Here is a 23667-nt window from a genome sequence, read left to right on the forward strand (position 1 = left end):
CGCGTTATCGAATACACAGCCTATGTCACACGAATTTTTCGGTTAGCTGTACCAGAGAGCGACTCGTCATGCCCGTGAAAGCCCGCTTTCACGACCGCAGTGAGTGCTTCAATATCGGTTCGTAGCATTGATTTTTTGCGTGTTTCCGTTGGGGATACGCCATGACGGATCACATGCTGCGCTGCGACCGGGTCATATGAGATAAACAGTGGGTCGAGTTCGCCGCTATAGGTGCGCAACGCTTCTGTAATTTCTGCCCGCTGCGTTGCTGGCGTTCCTGGTACGCCACATTGATTGACCACCACAAGATATGGAATGCCTGCAAGGTAGAGCATGTCTTTGCGTGATTCCAGCATATCTATGAGTCGTTTTATTCCTATGGCGTCGCCCCGACCAACGATAAGGACAAGGTCGCTCATGCTGAGCGAGGTAATCGTGGCGGCGTTACGTTGTGGAGCTTTGGTATCGAATGATAAAACTTCGTCTTCTTCAACGTTTGGCGCACAATCAACGACTACCCATCGCTGTTCGTGTTTGGCGTGTTCATAGATAGATTCCAAGGCTGATGGTGAGATCTCAGGCCATCTTGCTGTTCTTGGCAGTCCTGTCAGCAACGACACTGATGTATTTAACTGACTGGAAAAATCTTTCAGCCCTTGCACGGTTAGTGTGCCTTGCCCGGCAGCGCGAGCAGCAAGTGCTAACCCCGATGATTCTTCTAGAAGACCTAACCCTTGGGTATGTGAGGGCGCGTACGTGTCGGCATCAATAAGTAACGTGTTATTGCCTTCTTGAGCAGCAAGTTGAAAAGCAAGCCCCGCTGCGATCATTGATCGCCCTGGCGCACCATAGGTACCCCAGACCGTAATGATTTTCCCTGAGTTATTTAGTTTTTCGGGTGTGGGATCTGCAACGGGTGAGAGGTCGTCCTGTAACGCAGAATCATGCGGGTTACTTTGCCCCTGATGTGCGGTACCAAGTATGTCTTGCCATTCAGGGACCTTGTCGCTTCCTGCACCTAATGCAACCGATAGCATCGAGACGAGGTCGGTACTCATAGCGTGCGCTGTAAGCGTGTATTTAATGCCGATGGCGCGCAAGCGTTCTTGAGAGAACTGATCTGTGGGGTCGTTAATTGCGATGACGCTTACGCCATCACTTTCAAGCTCATGTACGAGTGAACGATCAAAACCTGGCAGGTCGCTACTGATCAGGGCGACGACCCCTAGCCCTGCGCGAGCTGCGCCAAGCAGTTCGGCCGCGTCAGCACACCTTCGAGCGACCACTATTGTGGGATGCCCTGCAAGAATCTCAACAATGTGATCGTCTACTGAGCCAAGCACTGCCGTCATGACTCTAATTTCTACTGACTCCTGCATAGGGTCATGTTCTGGGTGTGGCCACTGTGGAGTGGGTTCTTGCCATGTCATGACATACTGCCTGGTGACATCAAAAGCGCTAACGTTCCTGATTTTTGGCGGCTTCCCAGCACATCATTTATCTGTTCGGCAGGCACCACAACATGAATAGTCTGGGTTGCACTAGCGTTAAAAGAATTTTGCGTGTCCGGAAGTTGGCTCACATAAAGGTTCTCGGCAACTAGTTCTGGCTTTGTTTCTTGCGTGTTTTCTGAAAGGCCTGAGGTCTTGGTGTCTGCGGTAAACCATAGATCGACGGTGCTTCCCACCTGCGCAATGTCAGGTAGCCGTTCAGCGATGTTGATAGCAATAACCTTTGATTGCGATGTGTCTTCATCAGCCACTGAAGCTACCGGAATGAATTCCCCTTCAGTGATAGGTTGCGTTGCGACAAGACGCTCGTCTGCCTGCAATGTTCCTGTTAAGTATTGAGAGCTTTGCGACCCGATATTTACTTCTACGATACGTAAATCGTCTCGGGTTATAGCTTGTCCCGGTGCAAAGGATTTACTTGCAACAAATACTGGTTTTAAAGATTTTGCGTCTTCAACAACCCACGAGCCAAGCCATACTGCTGTTGCTACTAAAATAATTCCGACCACAAGACGGGGGTCTTTTACCGTCGGCTTTTTTAACCGCGGGGTAAGGGATTCATTCTTTCCCTCTTCATGAAAACTCTGACTGGCCATCGTTCCCCTCTGCTCTCTTTGATATCTGTTCCATATTGAACTGTTCACAGTAGCTATGGTGGAAACTAAGAAATCTGTGGATATTGCTTTTCACACCGCTAGTCGTGAAAGAATCAAGGCATGGCATCACGATTTCTTACGCTCGCGGATGTGACGGAGACACTTAATATCTCGTCCACGCAGGCGTATGCCCTTGTACGCAGCGGAGAGTTGCCTGCCATACAAGTGGGCGGACGCGGGCAATGGCGAGTTGAATCGTCGGAGTTGGAATCATACATTCAGCGCATGTACGAGCAAACCCGTCAACGCGTCAAGTCTGGACACTTTGAGGATTGAGCCGTCATGCGACTGTCATGTAGTCCATGTATGACGTTGCCAAAGTGAAACTTTCCGTACGTTCGCGCTCTTCCCATTCCCCTACACCGCCGCTTTGTACATCAAAGTGGTCAATGCCTACTCGTTGTATACGCCCTGAGAGGGTGTTCCCTCGGGTTGCAACGCGTACATAAGAACGATCGCGCGCAATGCTACGCAATACAGAATTTAGGCTTATGCGCTGCAAGTCTGCCGAAATTTTTGAGGGTCTTCCCGTGGGCTTCTTCTCACCGTGCGGTTTTTCGGCGTCGTGAGCCGGTTCAACCATAGATCGGTTCGTTAGGTTTTTGACCGCGACGATACTTGCGAGCGGAACAATAACTGTTGCGCCTGCGATGGTGAGTAGTAGCCATTCAATGTGGCATATTGTGAGTGTCCCTTTTAATGATCGTCCAGCCTCAAAGAGTAACTCCACCTCGTTTCCGGCATCCGCACGCAATCGCTCATACAGTGATATCCGCGACGTTTCTGCACGTGAGAGCTCTGCAGCAGCAGTGTGAAGCGTCATGAGTTCTTCAAAAGCAAACTCCGACTCAAGCTGAGTGAAGAGCTGTTCCCAGCGTTCCATAGGCTTCCAATCACGACATAGTGCAGTTTAGGGATTATCCACAACTCGGTTTCCCTGTAGACAAGTTTGCCGTTTTGTTATTTGATCAAAGAAGATCAAACTGCATCAAACAACATCAAAAATCTGCAAGGGGCACATTAAGTGGGTAGTAGGAACCGTTTTGCACCAATCACCATTGCGTTTTTCTGCGGACTTATATGGGGCTTGTTGTTCAACCGCGTACACACGCACATAACCACAATCCTCACCGACGAAGGACTGCAAGCTCACCCATACCTCACCTATGTTGAAATTCTGATTCTCAGCGCAGGACTCATCGCCTGCACCTGGTGGGGGCTATCAAGCCTTCTTTTGGTGCTTGTCCAACTCACACCCAAAAACAGCGGACTCAACCTGCGCTTACAAACAACAATTCGCACAATCGCACCGCACACCCTGCAAAAAATGCTCGTCGGCATAGTAAGCACCACGCTCGTGTTCACTCCACTCGCAGCCCAAGCAACACAAAATTCCACCAGCGAAACAGCACACAGCGCACAAGCAGACCAAGCTATTCCGGCAGCAGCACCCGCCGGCGTTCAAAGTTTGGGCTTTATTGCAACACCCGTTACAGAAGCTGACCACATCAAAAACAGCGCATCACCAACGCCTCTTGGTTTTTTATCCACAGAGCTACCCAGCTCACAAGAAGAAAAAGAACAACCTGCACAGCAGCCTGATACGCCACACACACCCGCACAACCAGTTGCCCACACGCCTACCCACGACGACTCAGCAACACAACTAAGCCTTGACTTCCGAGCACCAGACGAAACTAACACCCCAGAGCAACCGCACACCACCGCTCAACCTCAAACCAAAAAAGAAAAAAAATACACGGTAAAACCTGGAGACAGCCTGTGGGAAATAGCTGCAACACACACCACTAGCACGTCTAACCAAGACATAGCACGCTCCTGGAACGCACTCTATGCAGCAAACAAAGAAATTATCGGAAACAACCCAGACATGATCTTCTCCGGAACCGTCTTAACCATACCGAGCGCACTCCAATCCCCCCACAACTAATCCCTCAAGAACACCCGAAAACGCACAGCAGGCAACCACACAAGGAACACGACACCTCATGACTGCACTTCACGATGCACCGCTTCTCCCGCCCGTCAACAACGCACTCATTCCCCTAGAGTTACAGCTGGCACACGACCCTGAAGAAGAACCCCAACGCATCGAACGAGGAAAAGCACTCGCCGACCCCACAGCCGTGGTCTGCACCGTCGCTCACGCCGCTCTCGAGGTCGTTCATGGAACCCGCCCAGTGCAACAAATTGCCTCACTCGTCTCACCCGCAATACTTCAACTACTCATGACAAAAGTACGCGCACAACAAAAAATAGACTACGCAAACGGTGTTTCTCGGCATCCGCACGCATCCACAAACTCCACTGGCAAAGACCCAGCACGACGCCCTCCAGCACGCATAATCAAAGCCCGCATAGCGCGCATATCAGCTGTTGCGGCAGAAGCCAGCGTGCTCATCCACGATGGGGAAAAAGTACGAGCAACGGCTCTTCGCGCTGAAGAATTCCGGGGCCGCTGGCGCGTTAACGTCCTCCAAATTGGATAAAAACTGGGAGGGGCCGCATCATACGATGCGGCCCCTCCCAGCTGTAATACGAAACAACCTACTTGCGTCGACGTCCAGCACGTTGCGCGGCCCGACGTTCTTCACGGTTTCCACCAGAAGCATCAGAGCCATCAGCAGAAGAACCCTCACTTGAGGAATAGTTCAACTTAGTAGGTGCTTTCGGCGCTTCAAGCCCCTTAGCCACCATTACGTCATGCTCTTCATCTGGAACACCATCACCATCGATATCAACTTCTTGGTGCTCAATCTTCACTTGCAAGTTAAACAAGAAACCAACTGCTTCTTCTTTAATACTTGCCAGCATCGCTTGGAATAGGTCGTAGCCTTCACGCTGGTACTCAATAAGAGGATCACGCTGAGCCATCGCACGAAGACCAATACCCTCTTTCAGGTAATCCATCTCGTACAGGTGTTCGCGCCATTTACGGTCAACAACGCTCATCACAATGCGCCGTTCAAGCTCACGCATGTTTTCAGAGCCAAGATCTGCTTCACGACGTTCGTATGCAAGACGAGCATCCGAAAGAACCTCATCGAGGACGATCTCTGGCTTCAAGTTGACTCGACCGCCAACAGAATCTTCCAGTTCCTCAATCGAAATGGAAATTGGGTAAATACCCTTCAACGCTGCCCACAGCGTGTCAAGATCCCAGTCCAGAGAGTTATTCGATGTCGTTGCTGCATTCACATAATCTGTAATGACATCGGTAAGGAAATGCTGGATTTGATCCTGCATGTCTTCGCCCTCAAGAACACGACGACGCTCATCGTAAATAACCGTACGTTGACGCGACATGACATCGTCATACTTCAACACGTTCTTACGAATCTCAAGGTTACGTGACTCAACTTGCCCCTGCGCAGACGCAATACCACGAGTAACCATCTTTGATTCAAGTGGCATATCGTCAGGGAATCCAGCACGATGCATCATCGATTCGGCCAAGTTTGAACCAAACAAGCGCATCAGTTCGTCTTGCATAGACAAGTAGAACCGTGATTCACCTGGGTCACCCTGACGACCTGAACGACCACGCAACTGGTTATCGATACGACGCGACTCGTGACGCTCAGTACCTAGCACATACAGTCCACCAAGCTCTGTAACTTCATTGTGCTCGTCTTTCACCGACTGGCGTGCTGCTTCCACTGCCTGTGGCCAAGCAGCTTCGTATTCGTCAGGGTTTTCAACAGGGTCGAAACCTTGTGCTTTCAACATGTCTTGAGCGAGGAACTCTGCGTTACCACCCAACATGATGTCGGTACCACGACCCGCCATGTTCGTAGCAACAGTAACTGCACCTTTACGTCCAGCCATTGCAACAATTGCGGCTTCACGTGCGTGTTGCTTCGCGTTCAACACTTCGTGCGGGACGCCCTGCTTCTTCAACATCGACGATAGAAGCTCAGATTTTTCGACAGAGGTTGTACCAACCAAAACAGGTTGGCCATGCGCGTGACGTTCAACAATGTCTGCCACCGCAGCATTAAATTTCCCTTCCTCATTTTTATAAATAAGGTCAGGCTGATCAACACGTTGCACTGGGCGGTGTGTTGGAATAGGGACAACACCAAGGTTGTATGTTGATTTAAACTCTGCGGCTTCGGTTTCTGCAGTACCTGTCATACCAGACAAGGTGCTGTATAAACGGAAGTAGTTTTGCAAAGTGATCGTTGCCAGAGTCTGGTTCTCTGCCTTGATCGTAACGCCTTCTTTAGCTTCGATGGCCTGGTGCATGCCTTCGTTGTAACGACGTCCAGCAAGAATACGTCCAGTGTGTTCGTCAACGATCAGGACTTCGCCCTTAAGCACAACGTAGTCTTTATCGCGCTTGAACAACTCTTTCGCTTTAATTGCGTTGTTCAAAAATCCGATAAGTGGAGTGTTCAGCGACTCGTAAAGGTTATCGATGCCAAGGTAGTCCTCTACCTTGGCGATACCTGGCTCAAGCACACCGATGGTGCGTTTCTTTTCATCGACTTCATAATCTTCATCGGCTACAAGACGACGAACAATCTTAGCGAATTCGACATACCACTTGTTGACGTCGCCATCTGCAGGACCAGAAATAATAAGCGGTGTACGAGCCTCATCGATAAGAATCGAGTCAACCTCATCGACGACAGCGAAGTTGTGTCCGCGTTGCACAAGCTCATCCATCGACCATGTCATGTTGTCACGCAGATAGTCGAAACCGAACTCGTTGTTGGTTCCATACGTAATATCGGCGGCATACATTTCGCGACGAACTTCAGGTGTCTGACCGCTCAGAATACATCCTGTGGTGAGACCTAAGAACCTAAAGACACGGCCCATAAGTTCACTCTGGTATTCAGCCAAGTAGTCGTTCACGGTAACAACGTGCACGCCTTTACCAGACAGCGCATTGAGATATGACGGCAATGTTGCAACCAGTGTCTTACCTTCACCGGTTTTCATTTCTGCAATGTTCCCCATGTGCAAAGCTGCACCACCCATGAGCTGAACATCGTAGTGGCGTTGCCCCAACGTACGGCTAGATGCTTCTCGCACGACAGCGAACGCTTGAGGAAGAAGCGCGTCAAGAGTGATTCCCGACTCGATGTCCTCTTTAAAGCGTGCAGTTTCCTCACGCAGTTCTTCGTCAGTAAATGCCTTGTAGTGTTCTTCAAGCCCATTTACTTGCTGAACGATACCGTTCAGTTTCTTGAGAATTCTTCCTTCGCCAAAACGAAGTGCTTTCTCGAGGATATTAGCCACGCGGAACTCCCATGTGAGCGCTAGTTTTCCCTGCCATGTCTATGCGAGGGCATTCAATAGACCATCGTATTAGGTTTTGGGCCGCTAAAACGTCATCTACATTCGCCCAAAGCCAAATTTCAACATTTTCACTATATCGACTGCTTCTCGTACGGGTCTAAGGTAGGTCAACCCACGCAAGCAGATATCGTCGAACTCATGAGTGTGGGGGCAACATCCGTGGATGTTGCCCCCACACACCTAACTTATTATTCCTGTGGTGCCGCGTCCGGTTCACATTCACAGGTGGCGTCCAAAGCGATCACACCGTATGTCCAACCACGACGACGATACGCGACGGACGGACGGTTCGATTCTTTGTCGATGAAGAGGAAAAAGTCGTGTCCAACCATTTCCATCTCATAGATGGCATCATCTAATGACATTGAATCTGCGGTGTGGAGTTTCTGCCGGATGATTACTGGAGAATCTCCTAGCTGAATTTCCGTGGTTTCGCCTGGTTTTTCTAAATGTACGGGTGCGTCTTCATCAACGACCTCAACGGGTGTAGCTTCTACAAAAGGGCGAACGTCCACTGGCTCAACGAATTTACGTTGGCCACGACGTTTATTGTTACGGCGTTCATGCGCACGGCGGAGGCGCTCTTGCAATTTGTCGAGCGCGAGATCAAGCGCTCCAAACCTGTCATCCGCGGCAGCCTCAGCCCGAACTACGGGGCCTTTGTCTCGAACAGTTATTTCTACACGTTCACGGACTGCTGCTTGCCTAGGGTTGTTTTCGTGGGTTACTTCCACGTCCACCCGTCGCACAGTTGGGGAATACTGCTCAATTTTGCTGAGCTTGTCTTCTGCGTGACGGCGAAAACGGTCTGCTACTTCGGTGTGCCGACCAACAACTACGATCTCCATGTGAGCCTCCCGGCATTCGTGGCGCTCTCGCGCCAGGTCTTCTTGGGTTTAGGCGTTCAAGGAACGCGCGAGATGTATCACCTCCCCTGCCGTTCTGGGATCTGAACTCTAGGTTATCTTGCAGCGTGGCAAAGGTCACTTTGCCACGCATCATTTTCATCCGATTTCCCTCAGGGCTAACTTTTGGGTGTCGCAAATAGGGCCAAGCCAGCGGCCAAAGTCCCAGATCCGAGGTGAAATTGGCGGCGAACCTCAAACAGTGTTGACGCCGTTGTCACTACGTCGTCGACAAAAAGCACTAACGTATCTTTACTGAATCTCTGAGTCAATCTGTGAGGTACATAAAATTTGCCTGATACGTTTCGTCTCCGCTGCATAACGCTTAATCCAACTTGGTCATTTTTATTGCCACGAACTCGTACACCAGAAAATATGTGTGCAGACAATCCTGCAGTGTTCAGCCCAGTAGCAACACCACGAGCCACAACCTCTGCCGGGATAAAGCCACGGTGCACTGTTGCGGATCGGCTTGACGGCATAAAAACAATCCATACCTCACGCACACGCTGGTATGAATGATCGAGAAGAATAAAGCGCGCGCATTCTTCGCCTAGTTGTTGTGCGTGCCCAAAAATGAGTTCACTGACATCGCGTCGGCCGTGGTCTTTCCAGCGCGCGACAATGCTACGTGCTGGTTCTATAAACGTGTTTCCCGCAAAGATAGGAAAAGTGTCTGTACCCGCTTCAGTCACAAACAATGAAGGTGTACTACCTGTACGACATGTTGTACAAACAGCCACATCGTAAAGTCCACATCCTGCGCAGCTTACTGGCGCAATGAGGTGGGCTACATCCCGAATAATATGCCGTACAGACCCTAAAAACGTTTTAGTTAATACCACACGAAGATAATGCGCAGACGACAATCTTTACATGCCATCTGGCACCTAGTTATGTGCATAGCTAGGTGCCCATGCGTATGTGTACGACGTGTTTTCCTTACCTAGCCGGGGAAAGTCGGTAACCGTGCATCATCTGCGATTTCCACCCAGGCAGAGCCAATTGAGCCGCGACCCAACACCGTATTATCAGCAGTTCCAATAAAAACAGACCGCAGACCACGACCAATGGCCAACGCATTGACATCTTCTGCTGTCGCCACAGCTTCACTGCTACCAGACAACGGAACAGAGGCAAAAATTTCTATGTCAGAACCACTGGTTTTTCCAATCACGCCAAGTGTTGACTCATCAAGCCACTGCACCAACTCTGCATCTTGCACTTGCGCTCCAACAGAAATCGGATCAGACAAACTCTGAGGAACCCCATTCTCGTCTCGAAGCACACCAGCAACATCAATACGAGTAACACCATTTGACGACGACAAAACCACAACGCGCGCACCGTCATGTGATACTCGAGCTGCCCGCACCAATCGTCCAGTCAGCCAAGGCACCTTTACAGGCACAGCGGTAGCATCACTGCTGACAGCAGACAATTTTCCGTCGCGATCATCCGGTTGAACTTTCTCACCGGTCCATGCCCATCCAAATCGGTCAAGCGACGGCGGAATGAGCGTGCGGCCTTTAAACAAAACAGCCGCTTCACCATCTGCGTCCGGGATTCGTCTAATTGTGTCAGCGCCGTCTAAGAACACACCCTGCGCACTACGATCTTCTGTAGCTAATGCAGATACCGAATAGGGCGCCAACGAACCGCGTGCATCCAACGCTACAAGTGTGCGACCTTTCACTTGAAACAGCTCATCATTCGACAACACGACTGGATCATTTGCCAAAATCGGATCCCGCACTACGTTGGCGTCTGGGACGACTTGAATATCAACGGAGTTAACTTGAAAACGAACATCTCGAATGCCCGGCAGTTTAGTTAGTGTTTCTTGAATCTGGGTTGCTAACAATTCACGATCACGGGGAGTTGCTTTCTGGACTTCACTCGAAAGGTTCACCACAGCTGTTCCACTTTCTGATGGAACAGAGTCGTACATGAGACGTGTACCTTCAGGAATAGCAGTAACCACAGCGTCTTGAAGCCACGGAGAAGGACCGCCCAGCAAGGCGTTAACCACGTAGGTTTCTAACTTTGCCAAAGCAACCCAGCGCACTTCAGGAACAAGATAGTCACCTTGCGGACTCAAAAAATATACGCTTGCGGCGCGATACTGCGTCTGAAAGTTAGGCTTTGAAATAAGAACGCCATCTTGCAAGCTAGAAATCCGCCATTGTCCGTCACTGTTTTTCACCAAATCAAATGTCAGATCATATTTAGCGTCTGGCACGGATTCCGAATATGAACCATTCGTAGCGACGATACCAACAGATTTTGCTGTGCCTTGAACAGAAACACTGAGGGCTTCTGCAAGGTCAAGGTTCTCTGCCGAATCTTCTTGAAGATTATCGAGTGTTTGTAAAACAAGCTCACCTGTATATATTGACGTTGAGGATGCCGGATCCCATTTCGCCGCTGCTGTACTCGTCAAAAATTCTTTTGCGACAGCCCAACTATCAGCGATCCCCGCAGCTTGCGCAGATACAAAACCATCAACAATTTCTTGCGGGGTCGCATCACGTTGAGGACCATCCGCTTGCAAAAAAATCGGGGCAGGATCTTGAACAGAAACATCACGTGAGGACACAGCCGACTCTGTCGGTATCTGTGCACACGCAGTCAATACACACATCACCAGTACTAAAACAACCGCACCATATGTTCGGCCTAGAGATCTTTTACGAAAAGCATTACTCATGTTTCCCCTCCGGCGTAGGCTCCGGAACAGCAGGACTCGCGCCCTGCGGCAACTCGTCCCCCTCATGCTGATGTGGCGTAACAAACTGCGGAACTGCAGCAGGCCCATGCATGTCTTGTGTAGATGCACCTTGCACCACAGCTTCTTCATCCTGCTGCTGCGGTTCAAGATCAAGTGGCGACTCATTCAACGTAATACCAGCACGACGAGGCAACGTAAGACGGAAAACAGACCCGACGCTAGGGCGTGACCACACCTCAAGCCAACCTCCATGCAGATGCGCATCTTCACGAGCAATTGCCAAGCCCAATCCGGTGCCACCCGTAGTGCGGGCACGAGCCGGATCAGCACGCCAAAACCGGTCAAAGACACGAGTCACTTGCTCCCGGTCCATCCCAATTCCGTGGTCACGCACAACGACGGCAACAGCAGTTTTATTACCTCGAATTACTACCTCTACCGGATTACCTTCCGCATGTTCAATAGCATTGACTAGCAGGTTACGTAAGATTCTCTCTACCCGCACAGGGTCAAAATCTGCGCGTGACGATTCATCACCAAAGTCCGCCGACAGCCACACATTCTTTTTTTCTGCCAACGGAATAGCGTTATCTATAACGCGTGACATCACTTCGGTAAGGTCACGCGCTTCTGCGTCAAGGACCGCTGCCCCCGCATCAAAACGAGAAATCTCCAAAAGATCTGCTAGAAGGTCTTCAAACCGGTCAAGTTGCGTCTGCAACAGTTCAGAAGAGCGTTTGATCGTTGGAGAGTACTCGTCACGGCCTTCATAAATCATCTCTGCGGCCATTCGCACAGTGGTTAATGGGGTACGCAGTTCGTGGGATACATCGGAAACAAACCGACGTTGCACCGCAGAGAGCTCCGCTAACTGATCGATTTGGATTTGCAGAGACGACGCCATCTCATTGAATGACCCTGCCAGCCGCGCAACTTCGTCTTCGCCTCGAGCCTCGAGTCTTTCATCAAGATGTCCATCAGCGATTCGCTCAGCAACTTTCGATGCTTGTTGAACCGGTTGAATAACTTGTCGTGTAACAGCGAAAGTTATCGCGGCAAGAACTGCGATAAGCCCTACCCCAGCAAGCCCCACTATGCCTTGTAAGAAGTGAAGTGTTTCTTGTTGTGGGGCAAGACTGTACAAAAAATATACTTCAAAGGGGCCCACGGCAGGAGCTTCAATGATTGTGCCAGCAACAATTCCTGGTGCACTGCCATCCGCGGTGGGTATTTCAACACTCTGCCAATGTTGTCGCTTAGTTTCGTTTGCAGTAATTTGCCGCATTTCGGGAGTGATAAGGGAGCCCAGTTCAGGGGCTGTCGATAAGTCAAGGACCCTCATATCACTTGTGTTATTTAACGACTTCCACAAAAAAACATCTCTGCCCGATGTGCCACTTGTTTGTAACGCTAAAAGCACGTCGTTCATTGTTTGTTGCACTTGAGATGTAGTTGTTGCACTTGATGAACTGAGTTTTGTTTGCGTTTCCGAAATTGACCGCGCGCTTTCTACCAAAATCTCGTCAACGCGCTGCTCAAATAATCCGTTACGAATAGAAGTAGACAAAAACGCAGACAAAGCAACCAAAGCAATAAGCCCAATCGCAATGGCAGTGAACATGACACGGAACTGTACTGAGGTGCGAAACGGCTTCAGAACTGTGCGGGGCAGTCGTTTGAGTCGTTCACGTACGCTACTGAGGCGTGTGAACGACGCGAAAGATGTCATACTTTCCGAGCGCCTGCCTTGTATCCGACTCCGCGCACTGTCAAAACAATCTCTGGGTTTTCAGGATCGTGTTCGATTTTCGATCGAAGCCGCTGTACGTGCACGTTCACCAAACGGGTATCTGCAGCATGGCGGTATCCCCACACTTTTTCGAGCAAGACATCGCGCGTCAGCACCTGCCATGGTGCACGAGCCAAAGCCACAAGCAAATCGAACTCTAGTGGTGTCAGCGGAATAGCGACACCATCACGGGTTACTTTATGCCCAGTAACGTCAACGTGTAGGTCTCCGATAGGCAAGACTTCCGGAGCCGGCTCGTCTAAACGACGCAGACGTGCACGGATGCGTGCAACAAGCTCTTTAGGTTTGAACGGTTTAGGCACATAGTCGTCTGCTCCGGCTTCAAGCCCCGCAACAACATCGACCGTGTCACTTTTAGCGGTGAGCATGATGATAGGAACACCCGATTCTTGCCGTATTTCTCGGCACACAACCGTTCCGTCTTTGCCCGGAAGCATCAAGTCCAAGAGCACCAAATCTGGTTGTGTTTCTTGAAACTTGCGATAGGCTTCGTCGCCATGCGCGCAAAACGCTACCTCGTACCCCTCGCTTTCGAGAACGATTCCGATCATTTCAGCTAGTGCGGTGTCGTCATCAACTACCAGAACACGTTGATTCATGAGGCTATTTTGCCATTCTTTAGTAGCAATTTTCAGTACCCTCGGTATTTAACTGTTCCATGGTGACCTATTTCGTAGCGTGGCGAGGGGTTTATTCAGTAAAGTTTTGGGTGACCACGCCTATTGCGGCGCACTTAAGCCTTCACTTTGGAGACTTCATTATGACTACCCCCCAGTATGGCAATAGCGAGCCTGGACGTACACCAGACGAACAATCAGAGGGATCTGCACAACCAACCCCTCCTGGTCAGGTATCAGGTTCTGGGGGTTTTGCACCACCTTCTGGAGCACAGCCTAACGGACAGCCACCTCAATATGGTCAGCCTGCACCTCAATATGGGCAACAGGCACCGCAGTACGGGCAGCAGATTCCTCAATTTGGACAGCCAGCGCCACAATTCAATCAGCCTGGTGGTCATCCTCCACACTACGGAAGCCCTCAGTTTGGCGGGCCACCACAATCTGCTCGTGGCTTAAAACCAGGAATTATCCCCCTACGCCCAATCACTTTAGGAGAAATCTTTGATGGCGCTTTCGGTGCAATGCGTCGTTCTCCAAAAATATTATTTGGTCTTGTCGCACTTGTTGTTTCAGCGTGCGTCATCACTGCCGCTCTCGTGGGATACCTACTCCTACCCACTATTAACAGCACTACTCTTGGTCAAGAAATTACATCTGACGAGGAACTCTCACTTGTTCTTGGTACAACGTTAGGCACCCTTTCCACTGATCTGCTGATTGCGCTCGGCAATACACTTGCTGCAACAATCGCAACAGGAATTGTTGTTCTCGCAATTGGACAGCTTGTCATCAACAAGGAATACACCCCCAGCCAAGTCTGGGAGCGAGTTGGTCCTCGCGTGTGGGACTTACTAGCTGTCTCTCTGTTACCGGCTCTTGCACTACTGATCGTCGGCGCAGCATATGCGGCCCTTGTTTACTTCACCTCTCAAGCCAGCGAAGTGCTGGGGATCTTAGTGATGTTACTCGGCCTGTTTCTGCTTTTCATCGGCACATTATTTATAACGGTCAAACTACTTTTTGCGCCTTCTGCTTTAATCCTTGAAGAACGAAAAATATTCAGTGCTTTTAAGCGGTCGTGGCAGCTTACACGAGGAAGTTTCTGGAGAACTCTCGGTATTTATCTGCTGACCACTATCGCTCTCTCGTTTGTTGCAGGCATCTTGAGCGGGACCTTGCAAGGCATCCTTGCTGCATTCAACCTCATGGATTACACAAACCCTCTCGCTTTGGGTTTGAACGTTATTATTCAAATTCTGGTTGGAACAGTAACGGTTGCTTTTACAGCATCAGTTGTCACACTCTTGTACATTGATGTGCGCATGCGACGTGAAGCACTTGATGTGGATCTCGCAAAATCAGCAGTTTTTGACCAGTGAAACGTGTTGTGTTGATGCATGCAGCGTATTGGGGTTTCATGAATGTGCCTGTCGTTCCCGACGACGAAACGGCACGTAATTGGCTCGAGACTGAGTTACGCAACCCTATCTACAATCAGAGCGAATCGTGGTTCTCAAGGATCTTACGAAAAATCGGAGAGTGGTTTGACAGCCTTTCTGGCGCGTCGTTTCCACCCTTGTCGATCTTTATTTTCGTGGCACTTTTCATTGTCCTTGTTGTCGTTGCGGTCATCATTTCAGGCCCGATTCGTCGGACAAGAAAGGCTAGAGCGTCCGTAGAGGTCTTTACTGAAACTGTTGCTTCGTCCTCGGTTTATCTTGATAATGCTGCACGTTATTACGACGAGAAAGATCTTTCACAGGCGGTTGCTGAATTGTTTCGTGCAGTCATTCGCCATGCTGAGGAACTCGCGTTAATTAATGAGCAAGCAGGGCGCACTGCCCGTGAGGCAGCGTACGCTATCGGTCATGCACGCCCGCCCATTAAGGGCGATGTTGAGTGGCTTGCTTCGCTTTTTGATGCTGTGGCGTACGGTGATGAGGATGCCAGCGAGGAAGAGTATGGTCGGGCACGACGAGTTTTTGACCTGCTTGATTGGTCGGAGGCACGGGCTTGAGTACACAAATTGTTACTGCGTCTTCTAGTGCGCGTGAAATTTTCATGCGTCGCATGAAACTCCTGAAATTCCCGCTCTTTATTATTGGCGGTGTTATCGGTGCTGCATGGCTCGTTTCGCTAGCGACCCCTGATTACTCTGATACTCGGTTTGCGCCAAACAACCATAATCCGCAAGGTGCTCGTGCAGTCGCGCAAGTTTTGAAAAATAACGACGTGGATATTACATTCACTCGTGAATTACCTGAAGCGGTGGGGCACGCTCGTTCCGGTGCAACTGTTCTCATCGCGCATGATACGGGTTTGAGTGCAGATCAAGCACACGCTTTGTTGCGCAGTGGCGCGGATATTGTTGCGGCTAATCCTCGTGGCGATTTGGTTGCTGCAATTGCAGAGCATTCATCGACTTCAATAACCCAAGCTGCAAGCCCCAGCGATATTACGTCTACGGTGGCGCAGTGTCAGTCTCCTGTGGCGCAGGCAGCGCAAGAAATTTCTTCTTCTGGCACAGGGTTTACGCAGACGTCTCCACAGGCACATGTCATTGAATGTTTTCCTGGCTTGGTTGGTTCCCACTTTGCTCAGGTAAGCACTGATGAGGGTCAGCGCATTATCCTTTTCGACGATGTTGATTCCTGGTCAAACCAGCGCATTACTGATTATGGACATGCAGCCCTTGCATTACATTCTTTGGGAGCGCACCCACAACTGGTGTGGTTTTTACCTGAGGTTCCTGAACTTCAAAACCCAGCCGGTTTAGATGGTGGGCCTACGATGCCGCAACGGTTTACGATTGTCGCTGCTGTTGTACTGGCGGCGTTTGTTTTCCTTGCCTACGCGCGCATGCGCAGACTTGGCCCTTTGGTGAGTGAGGGTCTTCCTGTTGTTGTAAAGGCAGCGGAAACTACTCGTGGTCGGGCGCGCTTGTATCGTGGCATCGGCGCGTATGGGCGAGCGGCAGCAGCATTACGTGCAGGTACTGCACGTAGGTTGGCGCAGCGTCTTGGTGTGCCGTCGTCTCATGATGGTGAAGCATTTACCCACGCGGTGGCTCATGCTACGGGTCGGCCGCAACAAGAGATTTGGGGTTTGTTCTTTGGACCGAGCCCTGCAACTGAGCTTTCTTTAACTACCCTCGCACAAGACTTAGCGTCCTTAGAAAGTGAGATTTCCATATGAGTGAAACATCCGTTGGTACAGGTGACCAGGACACACACAACGCGCTGATTGCGGTTCGTGCTGAAGTTGGTAAAGCGGTTGTAGGCCAAGATAACGCTGTTACTTCGTTATTGATTGCTTTGCTGTGTCGTGGACATGTGCTGCTTGAAGGTGTTCCTGGTGTTGCGAAAACTTTGCTGGTGCGTTCATTAGCGACTGCTTTAGAAGTTGATACCAAGCGGGTGCAGTTCACCCCTGATTTGATGCCATCAGACATTACTGGATCGCTCATGTATTCGACCCGTAGTGATGAATTTATGTTTAAGCAAGGGCCAGTTTTTACAAACCTTATGCTTGCCGACGAAATCAACCGCACTCCGCCGAAGACACAGGCTGCTTTACTAGAGGCAATGGAAGAACGCCAAGTCACTATTGATGGTGTTTCCCATTCCCTACCTGCGCCTTTTATGGTTATCGCCACGCAAAACCCGATTGAGTATGCAGGTACATACCCGTTGCCGGAAGCGCAGCTTGACCGCTTCTTACTTAAGGTAGAACTGCCTCTTCCTGATCGAGATGTCGAGTTTGAGGTGCTTTCCCGCCATGCGCATGGCTTTGATCCTCGCGATTTGAGTGGTGCTGGTTTGAGTGCTGTTGCTTCTATCGCGGATCTTGATGCTGCACGTGATGAGGTAGCGCAGGTGCAGGTTTCTCCTGAAGTTTTGGCTTATATCGTGGATTTGGTGCGGGCTACGCGCACGTCACCTTCTTTAAGTTTGGGTGCTTCTCCACGTGGTGCAACGGCTTTGCTTGCTACGTCGCGCGCGTGGGCGTGGCTGTCAGGCCGTGACTTTGTTACCCCTGACGATGTCAAAGCGCTGACTTATGCAACGTTAGGGCACCGAATCGCGTTACGTTCCGAAGCTGAAATTGAAGGTATTACTGTTCACAGCGTGTTATCAACAGTGTTGAATACGGTTCCTGTTCCACGCTGACCAGATGAGAGTGTGGTGAAATCATGGTTCTCACATGGCGGCCAGCAGCACTCATGCTGCTGGGAATACTTCCTTGTGCACTTGTTGGGGCGTGGCTAGCGTTCTATTTGTGGATCATTTTTGTTGTTGTAGTGTGCGCTGTTGACGTGTATCTCACGGCTTCACCACGGCAGGTTTCGATTGAACGCACCGTTCCGTTTCAAGCGCGCCTCAGTGAATCGGCGACTATTGAATTGGTGGTCAAGAACACTAGTTCTCGTCGTGCACGAGGCCTACTTCGTGATGCGTGGCAGCCTTCTGCTGGTGCTTTAGGGAATGTGATCGCTTTTGATCTTGCGACGGAGGCCGCTCGCAGATTCACGTATCGCATTTCTCCTACTCGGCGTGGTGATAGACGTGTCGAGCACGTAACTGTGCGTTTGTGGGGACCATTAAAGTGTGCCGGACGACAACTAACATTCTTTGCGCCTGCTTCTGTGAAGGTGTTGCCGGAGTTTAAATCCCGCAAGCATCTACCGTCTCGTCTGGCTCGTTTACGTGAGTTAGAAGGCGAATCGGCAGTACAGATCCGTGGCGCTGGAACAGAGTTTGATTCGTTACGTGAATATGTTGAAGGCGACGACGTACGTTCCATTGACTGGCGTGCAACAGCGCGTAGTCGCAAAGTTACTGTGCGCACGTATCGTCCTGAACGCGATCGTAGAGTCGTGATTGTTGTGGACACCTCACGCACTTCTGCCCCGCGTATAGGTGATGAGACTCGTCTTGATACGTATATCGAGTCTGCGCTCCTTCTTGCGGCTCTCGCGTCGCGCGCAGGTGACCGCGTGGAACTTATTGCTTTTGATCGCACGACTCGTGCACGGGTAAGTAGCCGAAGCAGTTCTCAGCTGATGAAGGAGCTTGCGCAGTCGTTGTCGGGGGTTGAATCATCACTCATTGAAGCTGATTGGACTGCCCTTAATACGTTAATAACTACGCAGATTAGCCAACGTTCTTTGGTAGTTGTGTTATCGAACTCTGATATTACAAACGCTGGTTCTGGGGTGTTAAGTTCCATTGGGGCTTTAGCTAAGCGTCATCTGGTTGTACTGGCTGGAGTGTCTAATCCAGATGTTGCAGAGCTTACTGAACATCGTGCAGATTCGTCACAAGTATTCGAGGCGGCCGCCGCAGAGCGTACGCTATTAGAAGAGCATGCTGGCTCTGACATTTTGGCTAGCATCGGTGTTGTTGTGTTGAAGGCTTTGCCTGAGCAACTTGCACCGAGCCTAAGCGATACCTACCTTGACCTCAAAGCTGCAGGAAGACTATGAGCAACAAAACGAAAAAAACCACATCACAACGCGTTGTACCAGCACCGGATGAGGAACTCACTGCTGGGCAACGTAATGCACGCTTTACTCGCAGGGTTGCTATCGTTTTGGTGTTTGCTCTTATCGCATCAACTGCGATCCCTGCTCTTGCGTTTTTATTTGCCTGACAGGTTACGCATACAGCTGGCTGTATCCCGCTTCGGCTTCGTCCAAGTCACCTGTAGCACCATCATGCACTGCGCTGCGGCCTAGGGTGTACACGTAGGTCCAGAAGAGCGCTAAGGCTAGTGCTCCTATAACAATTTTGAGCCACCATGCTAGCGCTGATCCGGTAACGAAACCTTCGATGAGTCCCGATAGCGCTAATGCAAAAACGAGTCCAACTGCAATCGTGATGAGTGCACGGCCTTCTTGCGCGAGGGCGAGTGAGCGTGGACGATTACCCGGTGCAATAAGTGTCCAAAATAGTTTTAGTCCGGCTCCACCAGCTACGAATATTGCCGTGAGTTCGAGTAATCCGTGGGGCAGGATTAAAGCGAAAAACTTTCCGGCTTCACCATAGTGTGCCATCATGCCACCGATGGATCCCACGGCAACCGCATTGTTGGCTAAAACGAACGCTGGCCATATCCCGGTCACTCCAAAGGCAACGCATTGTGCAGCGATCCATGCGTTGTTTGTCCACACGACCGCAGCAAAATCTACGCCCGGGTTGTAATACGCTTCAAACGCGGTATCAACATAATCTAAACGCTGTGTTTCGGTTCCCATTGCTTCTAAGCCTTGCGAAGACGTAGCAACCCAAAAGCCTGCGATAACAGCTACCAAGATGAACACTGCGGTCACGCCATGGGACCACCAGCGTGTGCGGTAGAAAGCAGCAGGTAAGTCTTGTACAAAAAATCTTTTGATTGTTAGTGCGCGTGGATTGTGTGCGCCTACGATTCGTGCGCGCGCCCGAACCAACGTTAGTGATAACTCAGAGATGAGGGTAGGGTCTGGAGCCATCGACCGCAGCATGGACAAGTGTGTCGCGGTTGTTTGATACAAGGCGATTAGTTCGTCTGCTTCACGTCCGCTCAGTTTGCGGGTTCGGGTGAGTTGTTTCAGCCTATCCCATTGGGCTTTGTGTGTGTTCGAAAAAGCGTCAAAATCCACACCCCTACTTTCCCACATGACGGTAGGCTTCAACAGTAGGTTTTTTGTGTTGTATGAGATGGGGATACGTGAACGACCACTACGTTATCGGTGAAGGTGTCATTCTTGATGCTCGCGCGGTGTCTTTTATGACGCGAGGCTTTGCTTTTGCAATAGATGCGGCCGTGGCCATAATCTTGCTGATTGCGTTCACGCTCTTCCCTGCATCTACTTCCACGTTTGATAGTTTTGGCCCGGCTGCTGTTATAGCAACGATCGTGACTATTTGGGTTCTCATACCGACTGCTGTAGAAACACTGTCGCGTGGTCGTTCATTAGGAAAGCTTGCGATGGGTGTGCAAGTTGTCCGGGATGATGGTGGGCCTATTTCTGTTCGTCATGCTTTCATTCGCTCCCTAGTTGGCGTTGGCGAACTGTGGATGACTGTCGGTGCGGTTGCGCTTATTACATCGTTGCTCAACAACAGAGGAAAACGTCTTGGGGACATCATGGCGGGCACTTACGTCGTTCGAGTGCGCACGAAAAAGCACAAAGAAGCACCTTTTCTAGTTGCTCCTGCCCTTCAACAGTGGAGTATGCAGGCAGATATCGGAAAAGCTCCTGACGGGCTTGCATTATCTGCACGCCAGTTTTTATCTCGTCGCAGTTCTTTGCACCCTGCTTCTAGGGCGCAAAAAGCGCAAGAGTTTTCTGCTGAGCTTGAACGGTTCGTTGCTCCGCTTCCGCCTTTTGCTGCTCACCCTGAGGATTTCATTACTGCAGTCCTCGTTGAACGCTCACGTCGCGAAATTCAGATTGAAGATGAGCGATCACGACGAGCACGTTCTTTGCAGTCGCGTTTGGATCAATTCCCTTTTGGCATCAGCAACCCCGATAAATAAAAGTGTGGCGTGTCTCACATTTTTTAAAAAATAGAAAACTGCATTCAGATTCACCATGGCGAGAGTCGCTTCATGGCGCGCAAAAGTCGATAAACGCTCAAAAAATTACACGGCTGTATTTAAGATCAAAATTTTAACAACTCCATTACAAAACCAGCACGTGGTTAGAACTACCCTGCATACTTGATTCATGAGGTATTTCAAGGTAGTTGGTATTTTTCTTGCACTCGTGCTTGTTGGAACAGTAAGCACAACCTTCGCGGCGCCACCAGCAGAAGCCGCAGCTGCCACTGTAAAGAAATCAGTGAGCTACTACGTCACCTCAAGTTACGGCCTCAATATGCGTAAAGGCGCCGGACTGCGTTACTCCACAACCGGAAGCCGACTACGTAAAAATAGTCGCGTCGTGACCATCAGTAGCACAAGCAAACGCGCTAACGGCTACACGTGGATCAACGTCAAAACCTCTGACGGACGCAAAGGCTGGGTCGTCACCAAATACGTGACCACCAAAAAACCAACCACCTCAACCTCAAAATCCAAAACCTACTACGTTACGTGGAAGAACGGCCTCAACTTCCGCAAAGGCCCTGGAACCCACTATGCGCGGACAGGCTCACGCCTCAAGCTCAACACCAAACTGGTCACCATCAGTAGCAAAACCAAACGCGCCAACGGCTACACGTGGATCAACGTCAAAACCACTGACGGACGCAAAGGCTGGGTCGTCACCAAATACGTGACCACCAAAAAACCAACCACCTCAACCTCAAAACCCAAGACCTACTATGTGCGCTGGAAGAACGGCCTCAACTTCCGCAAAGGCCCTGGCACTAGTTACGGGACAACAGGACCACGCCTCAAGCTCAACACCAAAGTTGTCACCATCAGCAACACAATAAAGCGTGCTAACGGCTACAAATGGCTCAACGTCAAAACCTCAGATGGACGCAAAGGCTGGGTTGCAACCAAATACATCAACGCCAAAAAAGCGCCCACCCCAAAACCAACGCCAACTCCTACGCCGACCCCTACTGCAACACCAAAGCCAACGCCGAATCCTACCCCTACACCAACGTTTAAGCCTGAAACCTTTTACGTAGACAGCGGTAGCGTAGATCTCAATATGCGCTCAGGAGCAGGAACCAGTCACTCCATCGTCGAAAAACTCCCTACCAGCACAAAAGTGACCACAGTTTCTGCTGAACAAAAAACAGCGAACGGTCTCACATGGCGCAATATCAAAGCCCCTTCAGGGAAAACAGGCTGGGTAGCAAAAAACTATCTTTCAACTGCCGCACCGACCACTTCGACAAACACATCATTTGTGTTTAACGGATCGGGCTTTGGTCACGGTGTTGGAATGTCGCAATATGGCGCATATGAAATGGCACGCGGAGGCGCCTCCGCCGCAAAGGTTCTCTCGCATTACTACAAAGGCGCATCCGTCACTGCTAAAAACACCCCTGACACCATTAAAATTCAGGTACTCGGTCCAGAAACCTTCGGATTCCGTGGAAGTTACGGGGACTCCTACACCTCTAGGACTCTAACCTTTGCAAACACCACAGGCTCTGGCGCCACGTGGAGACTACGCACAAATGCAGGAACTTCCATCAAAGTGAACGGTTCCGAGCATCTATCACTCAGCAACAAATTACGCATCACAGTCTCCGGCACCAAAGTCAAAGCTGAAGTTCTCAGCAGTACCGGAAAAGTACTTGCTGCGACCACAGACTCAAAGGTTCGAGTCCACATGAGTGGAACCACCTACTACCGTTCTACATCGCCTAATGCAGTTGCCACCCTGCCTGGCGCAAACGGACGTTACAACAATGGACGACTCGAAGTAAACGTAAGCAAAGGTGTCCTCAACGTCACCAACCAACTCAAACTCAACACCGAGTACCTTTACGGAATTGCAGAAATGCCATCAAGCTGGGGCTCCTCAGCAAACAAAGGTGGAGCAGCACTAGAAGCACAAGCCATCACTGCACGCACCTATGCACTACGCAAAATGGGCTCCGTTAAATCTGACTGCAACTGCAATATCGTTGACGATGTACGCCACCAAAACTTCACAGGCTGGAACAAAGAAGGCGAAGGGTCTTCTCAATACTTCGGTAAATTGTGGAAATCCGCAGTCGACCGCACCGTCACTGGAAACAACCAAGGACGTGTAGCTGTAGCTGGAAGCTCACTCATCACTACCTACTACTACTCCTCTTCCGGTGGACGTACGTCGAATTCAGAAGATGTCTGGACTTCATCAGTGTCTTACCTCAAGTCCGTTGATGACCCTTACTCATTAACAGCACCAGGCAACTCGCTGAAGTCATGGACACGCAATATCACCCAAAAGCACGCCCTTTCCATCTTCAGTAACTTGAGCGACGTGAAGAAACTAGAAATCACGGCAAAGTATTCGTCTGGGCAGATTAAGACGATGAAAGCTACGAGTTCGTCTGGAAAAACACAAACCATCACGAAGAAGGCAGATGCGTGGCGTACGGCCTTTGGCCTTAACGGGGCATGGGTAACAAAAATTACTGCTCGCAACTAGCAAGCGACTAAAGCCC

The 23667-nt window shown here is 50.3% G+C and carries 21 protein-coding genes; 11 read left to right on the forward strand and 10 right to left on the reverse strand.

The annotated features are described in order from the left end of the window. Positions 1-20: 20 nt before the first annotated feature. Positions 21-1430, reverse strand: coding sequence for an AAA family ATPase (locus tag ACR9EC_RS05940; RefSeq protein ID WP_435300565.1), 1410 nt, complete (start codon positions 1428-1430; stop codon positions 21-23). Next, positions 1427-2107, reverse strand: a complete 681-nt coding sequence (locus tag ACR9EC_RS05945) for an SAF domain-containing protein (protein ID WP_435300566.1) — start codon at positions 2105-2107, stop codon at positions 1427-1429. Before ACR9EC_RS05945 ends, ACR9EC_RS05940 begins: the two co-directional genes overlap by 4 nt. Positions 2108-2227: 120 nt before the next feature. Here ACR9EC_RS05945 and ACR9EC_RS05950 point away from each other — a divergent pair, with 120 nt between their 5' ends. Then, positions 2228-2443 carry a helix-turn-helix domain-containing protein gene (locus tag ACR9EC_RS05950; protein WP_435300567.1) on the forward strand — a complete coding sequence of 72 codons (216 nt, stop codon included), beginning with the start codon at positions 2228-2230 and terminating at the stop codon, positions 2441-2443. 4 nt (positions 2444-2447) lie between these two features. On the opposite strand, the gene ACR9EC_RS05955 is transcribed toward ACR9EC_RS05950, so the two are convergent. Further along, on the reverse strand, positions 2448-3050 hold the full coding sequence (locus tag ACR9EC_RS05955) for a hypothetical protein (protein ID WP_435300568.1): 603 nt from the start codon (positions 3048-3050) through the stop codon (positions 2448-2450). Between the two features lie 141 nt (positions 3051-3191). Between ACR9EC_RS05955 and ACR9EC_RS05960 the strand changes: the two genes are divergently transcribed. Continuing rightward, positions 3192-4118 carry a LysM peptidoglycan-binding domain-containing protein gene (locus tag ACR9EC_RS05960; protein ID WP_435300569.1) on the forward strand — a complete coding sequence of 309 codons (927 nt, stop codon included), beginning with the start codon at positions 3192-3194 and terminating at the stop codon, positions 4116-4118. Positions 4119-4176: 58 nt separating this feature from the next. Further along, on the forward strand, positions 4177-4677 hold the full coding sequence (locus ACR9EC_RS05965; protein WP_435300570.1) for an Rv3235 family protein: 501 nt from the start codon (positions 4177-4179) through the stop codon (positions 4675-4677). A gap of 58 nt (positions 4678-4735) precedes the next feature. Here the strand turns inward: ACR9EC_RS05965 and secA are convergent, their stop codons facing one another. From secA to mtrA, 6 genes are all read right to left on the reverse strand, one after another. Further along, positions 4736-7438 carry a preprotein translocase subunit SecA gene (secA, locus tag ACR9EC_RS05970; RefSeq protein WP_435300571.1) on the reverse strand — a complete coding sequence of 901 codons (2703 nt, stop codon included), beginning with the start codon at positions 7436-7438 and terminating at the stop codon, positions 4736-4738. Positions 7439-7686: 248 nt separating this feature from the next. After that, on the reverse strand, positions 7687-8346 hold the full coding sequence (gene hpf, locus ACR9EC_RS05975) for a ribosome hibernation-promoting factor, HPF/YfiA family (RefSeq protein WP_435300572.1): 660 nt from the start codon (positions 8344-8346) through the stop codon (positions 7687-7689). Between the two features lie 176 nt (positions 8347-8522). Further along, positions 8523-9098, reverse strand: coding sequence for a ComF family protein (locus ACR9EC_RS05980; protein WP_435300573.1), 576 nt, complete (start codon positions 9096-9098; stop codon positions 8523-8525). A 251-nt stretch (positions 9099-9349) separates the two neighbouring features. Continuing rightward, positions 9350-11113: an LpqB family beta-propeller domain-containing protein gene (locus ACR9EC_RS05985; RefSeq protein WP_435300574.1), complete on the reverse strand. Its 1764-nt coding sequence runs from the start codon at positions 11111-11113 to the stop codon at positions 9350-9352. After that, positions 11106-12863 (reverse strand): MtrAB system histidine kinase MtrB, encoded by a 1758-nt coding sequence (gene mtrB / locus ACR9EC_RS05990; RefSeq protein ID WP_435300575.1) that lies wholly within the window; start codon positions 12861-12863, stop codon positions 11106-11108. Before mtrB ends, ACR9EC_RS05985 begins: the two co-directional genes overlap by 8 nt. After that, entirely contained in the window at positions 12860-13543 is a 684-nt protein-coding gene (mtrA, locus tag ACR9EC_RS05995) for an MtrAB system response regulator MtrA (protein WP_435300576.1), read from the reverse strand. Before mtrA ends, mtrB begins: the two co-directional genes overlap by 4 nt. A gap of 161 nt (positions 13544-13704) precedes the next feature. On the opposite strand from mtrA, the gene ACR9EC_RS06000 reads away from it, so the two are divergent. From ACR9EC_RS06000 to ACR9EC_RS06025, 6 genes are read left to right on the forward strand one after another with little or no spacing between them, the layout of a single operon-like run. Next, positions 13705-14943 carry a glycerophosphoryl diester phosphodiesterase membrane domain-containing protein gene (locus ACR9EC_RS06000; protein ID WP_435300577.1) on the forward strand — a complete coding sequence of 413 codons (1239 nt, stop codon included), beginning with the start codon at positions 13705-13707 and terminating at the stop codon, positions 14941-14943. 38 nt (positions 14944-14981) lie between these two features. Then, positions 14982-15581, forward strand: a complete 600-nt coding sequence (locus ACR9EC_RS06005; RefSeq protein ID WP_435298343.1) for a DUF4129 domain-containing protein — start codon at positions 14982-14984, stop codon at positions 15579-15581. Next, positions 15578-16759 (forward strand): DUF4350 domain-containing protein, encoded by a 1182-nt coding sequence (locus tag ACR9EC_RS06010; protein WP_435298344.1) that lies wholly within the window; start codon positions 15578-15580, stop codon positions 16757-16759. Before ACR9EC_RS06005 ends, ACR9EC_RS06010 begins: the two co-directional genes overlap by 4 nt. Beyond that, a complete protein-coding gene (locus ACR9EC_RS06015; RefSeq protein WP_435298345.1) occupies positions 16756-17733 on the forward strand; it encodes an AAA family ATPase in 978 nt (325 codons plus the stop codon). Before ACR9EC_RS06010 ends, ACR9EC_RS06015 begins: the two co-directional genes overlap by 4 nt. Positions 17734-17756: 23 nt before the next feature. Continuing rightward, positions 17757-19049: a DUF58 domain-containing protein gene (locus ACR9EC_RS06020; RefSeq protein WP_435298346.1), complete on the forward strand. Its 1293-nt coding sequence runs from the start codon at positions 17757-17759 to the stop codon at positions 19047-19049. Next, on the forward strand, positions 19046-19216 hold the full coding sequence (locus tag ACR9EC_RS06025; RefSeq protein ID WP_435298347.1) for a hypothetical protein: 171 nt from the start codon (positions 19046-19048) through the stop codon (positions 19214-19216). The genes ACR9EC_RS06020 and ACR9EC_RS06025 overlap by 4 nt, the downstream gene beginning before the upstream one ends. A gap of 4 nt (positions 19217-19220) precedes the next feature. On the opposite strand, the gene ACR9EC_RS06030 is transcribed toward ACR9EC_RS06025, so the two are convergent. Continuing rightward, positions 19221-20207: a stage II sporulation protein M gene (locus ACR9EC_RS06030; protein ID WP_435298348.1), complete on the reverse strand. Its 987-nt coding sequence runs from the start codon at positions 20205-20207 to the stop codon at positions 19221-19223. 68 nt (positions 20208-20275) lie between these two features. On the opposite strand from ACR9EC_RS06030, the gene ACR9EC_RS06035 reads away from it, so the two are divergent. Both ACR9EC_RS06035 and ACR9EC_RS06040 read left to right on the forward strand, forming a co-directional pair. Next, on the forward strand, positions 20276-21088 hold the full coding sequence (locus tag ACR9EC_RS06035; protein WP_435298349.1) for an RDD family protein: 813 nt from the start codon (positions 20276-20278) through the stop codon (positions 21086-21088). A gap of 190 nt (positions 21089-21278) precedes the next feature. Further along, complete coding sequence (locus tag ACR9EC_RS06040; protein WP_435298350.1) at positions 21279-23651, forward strand: SpoIID/LytB domain-containing protein; 2373 nt, start codon at positions 21279-21281, stop codon at positions 23649-23651. Positions 23652-23667: the final 16 nt, after the last annotated feature.

Origin of the sequence: Timonella sp. A28, from assembly GCF_051200815.1 — a bacterium.
In the GTDB taxonomy this organism is placed as follows: domain Bacteria; phylum Actinomycetota; class Actinomycetes; order Actinomycetales; family Cellulomonadaceae; genus Timonella.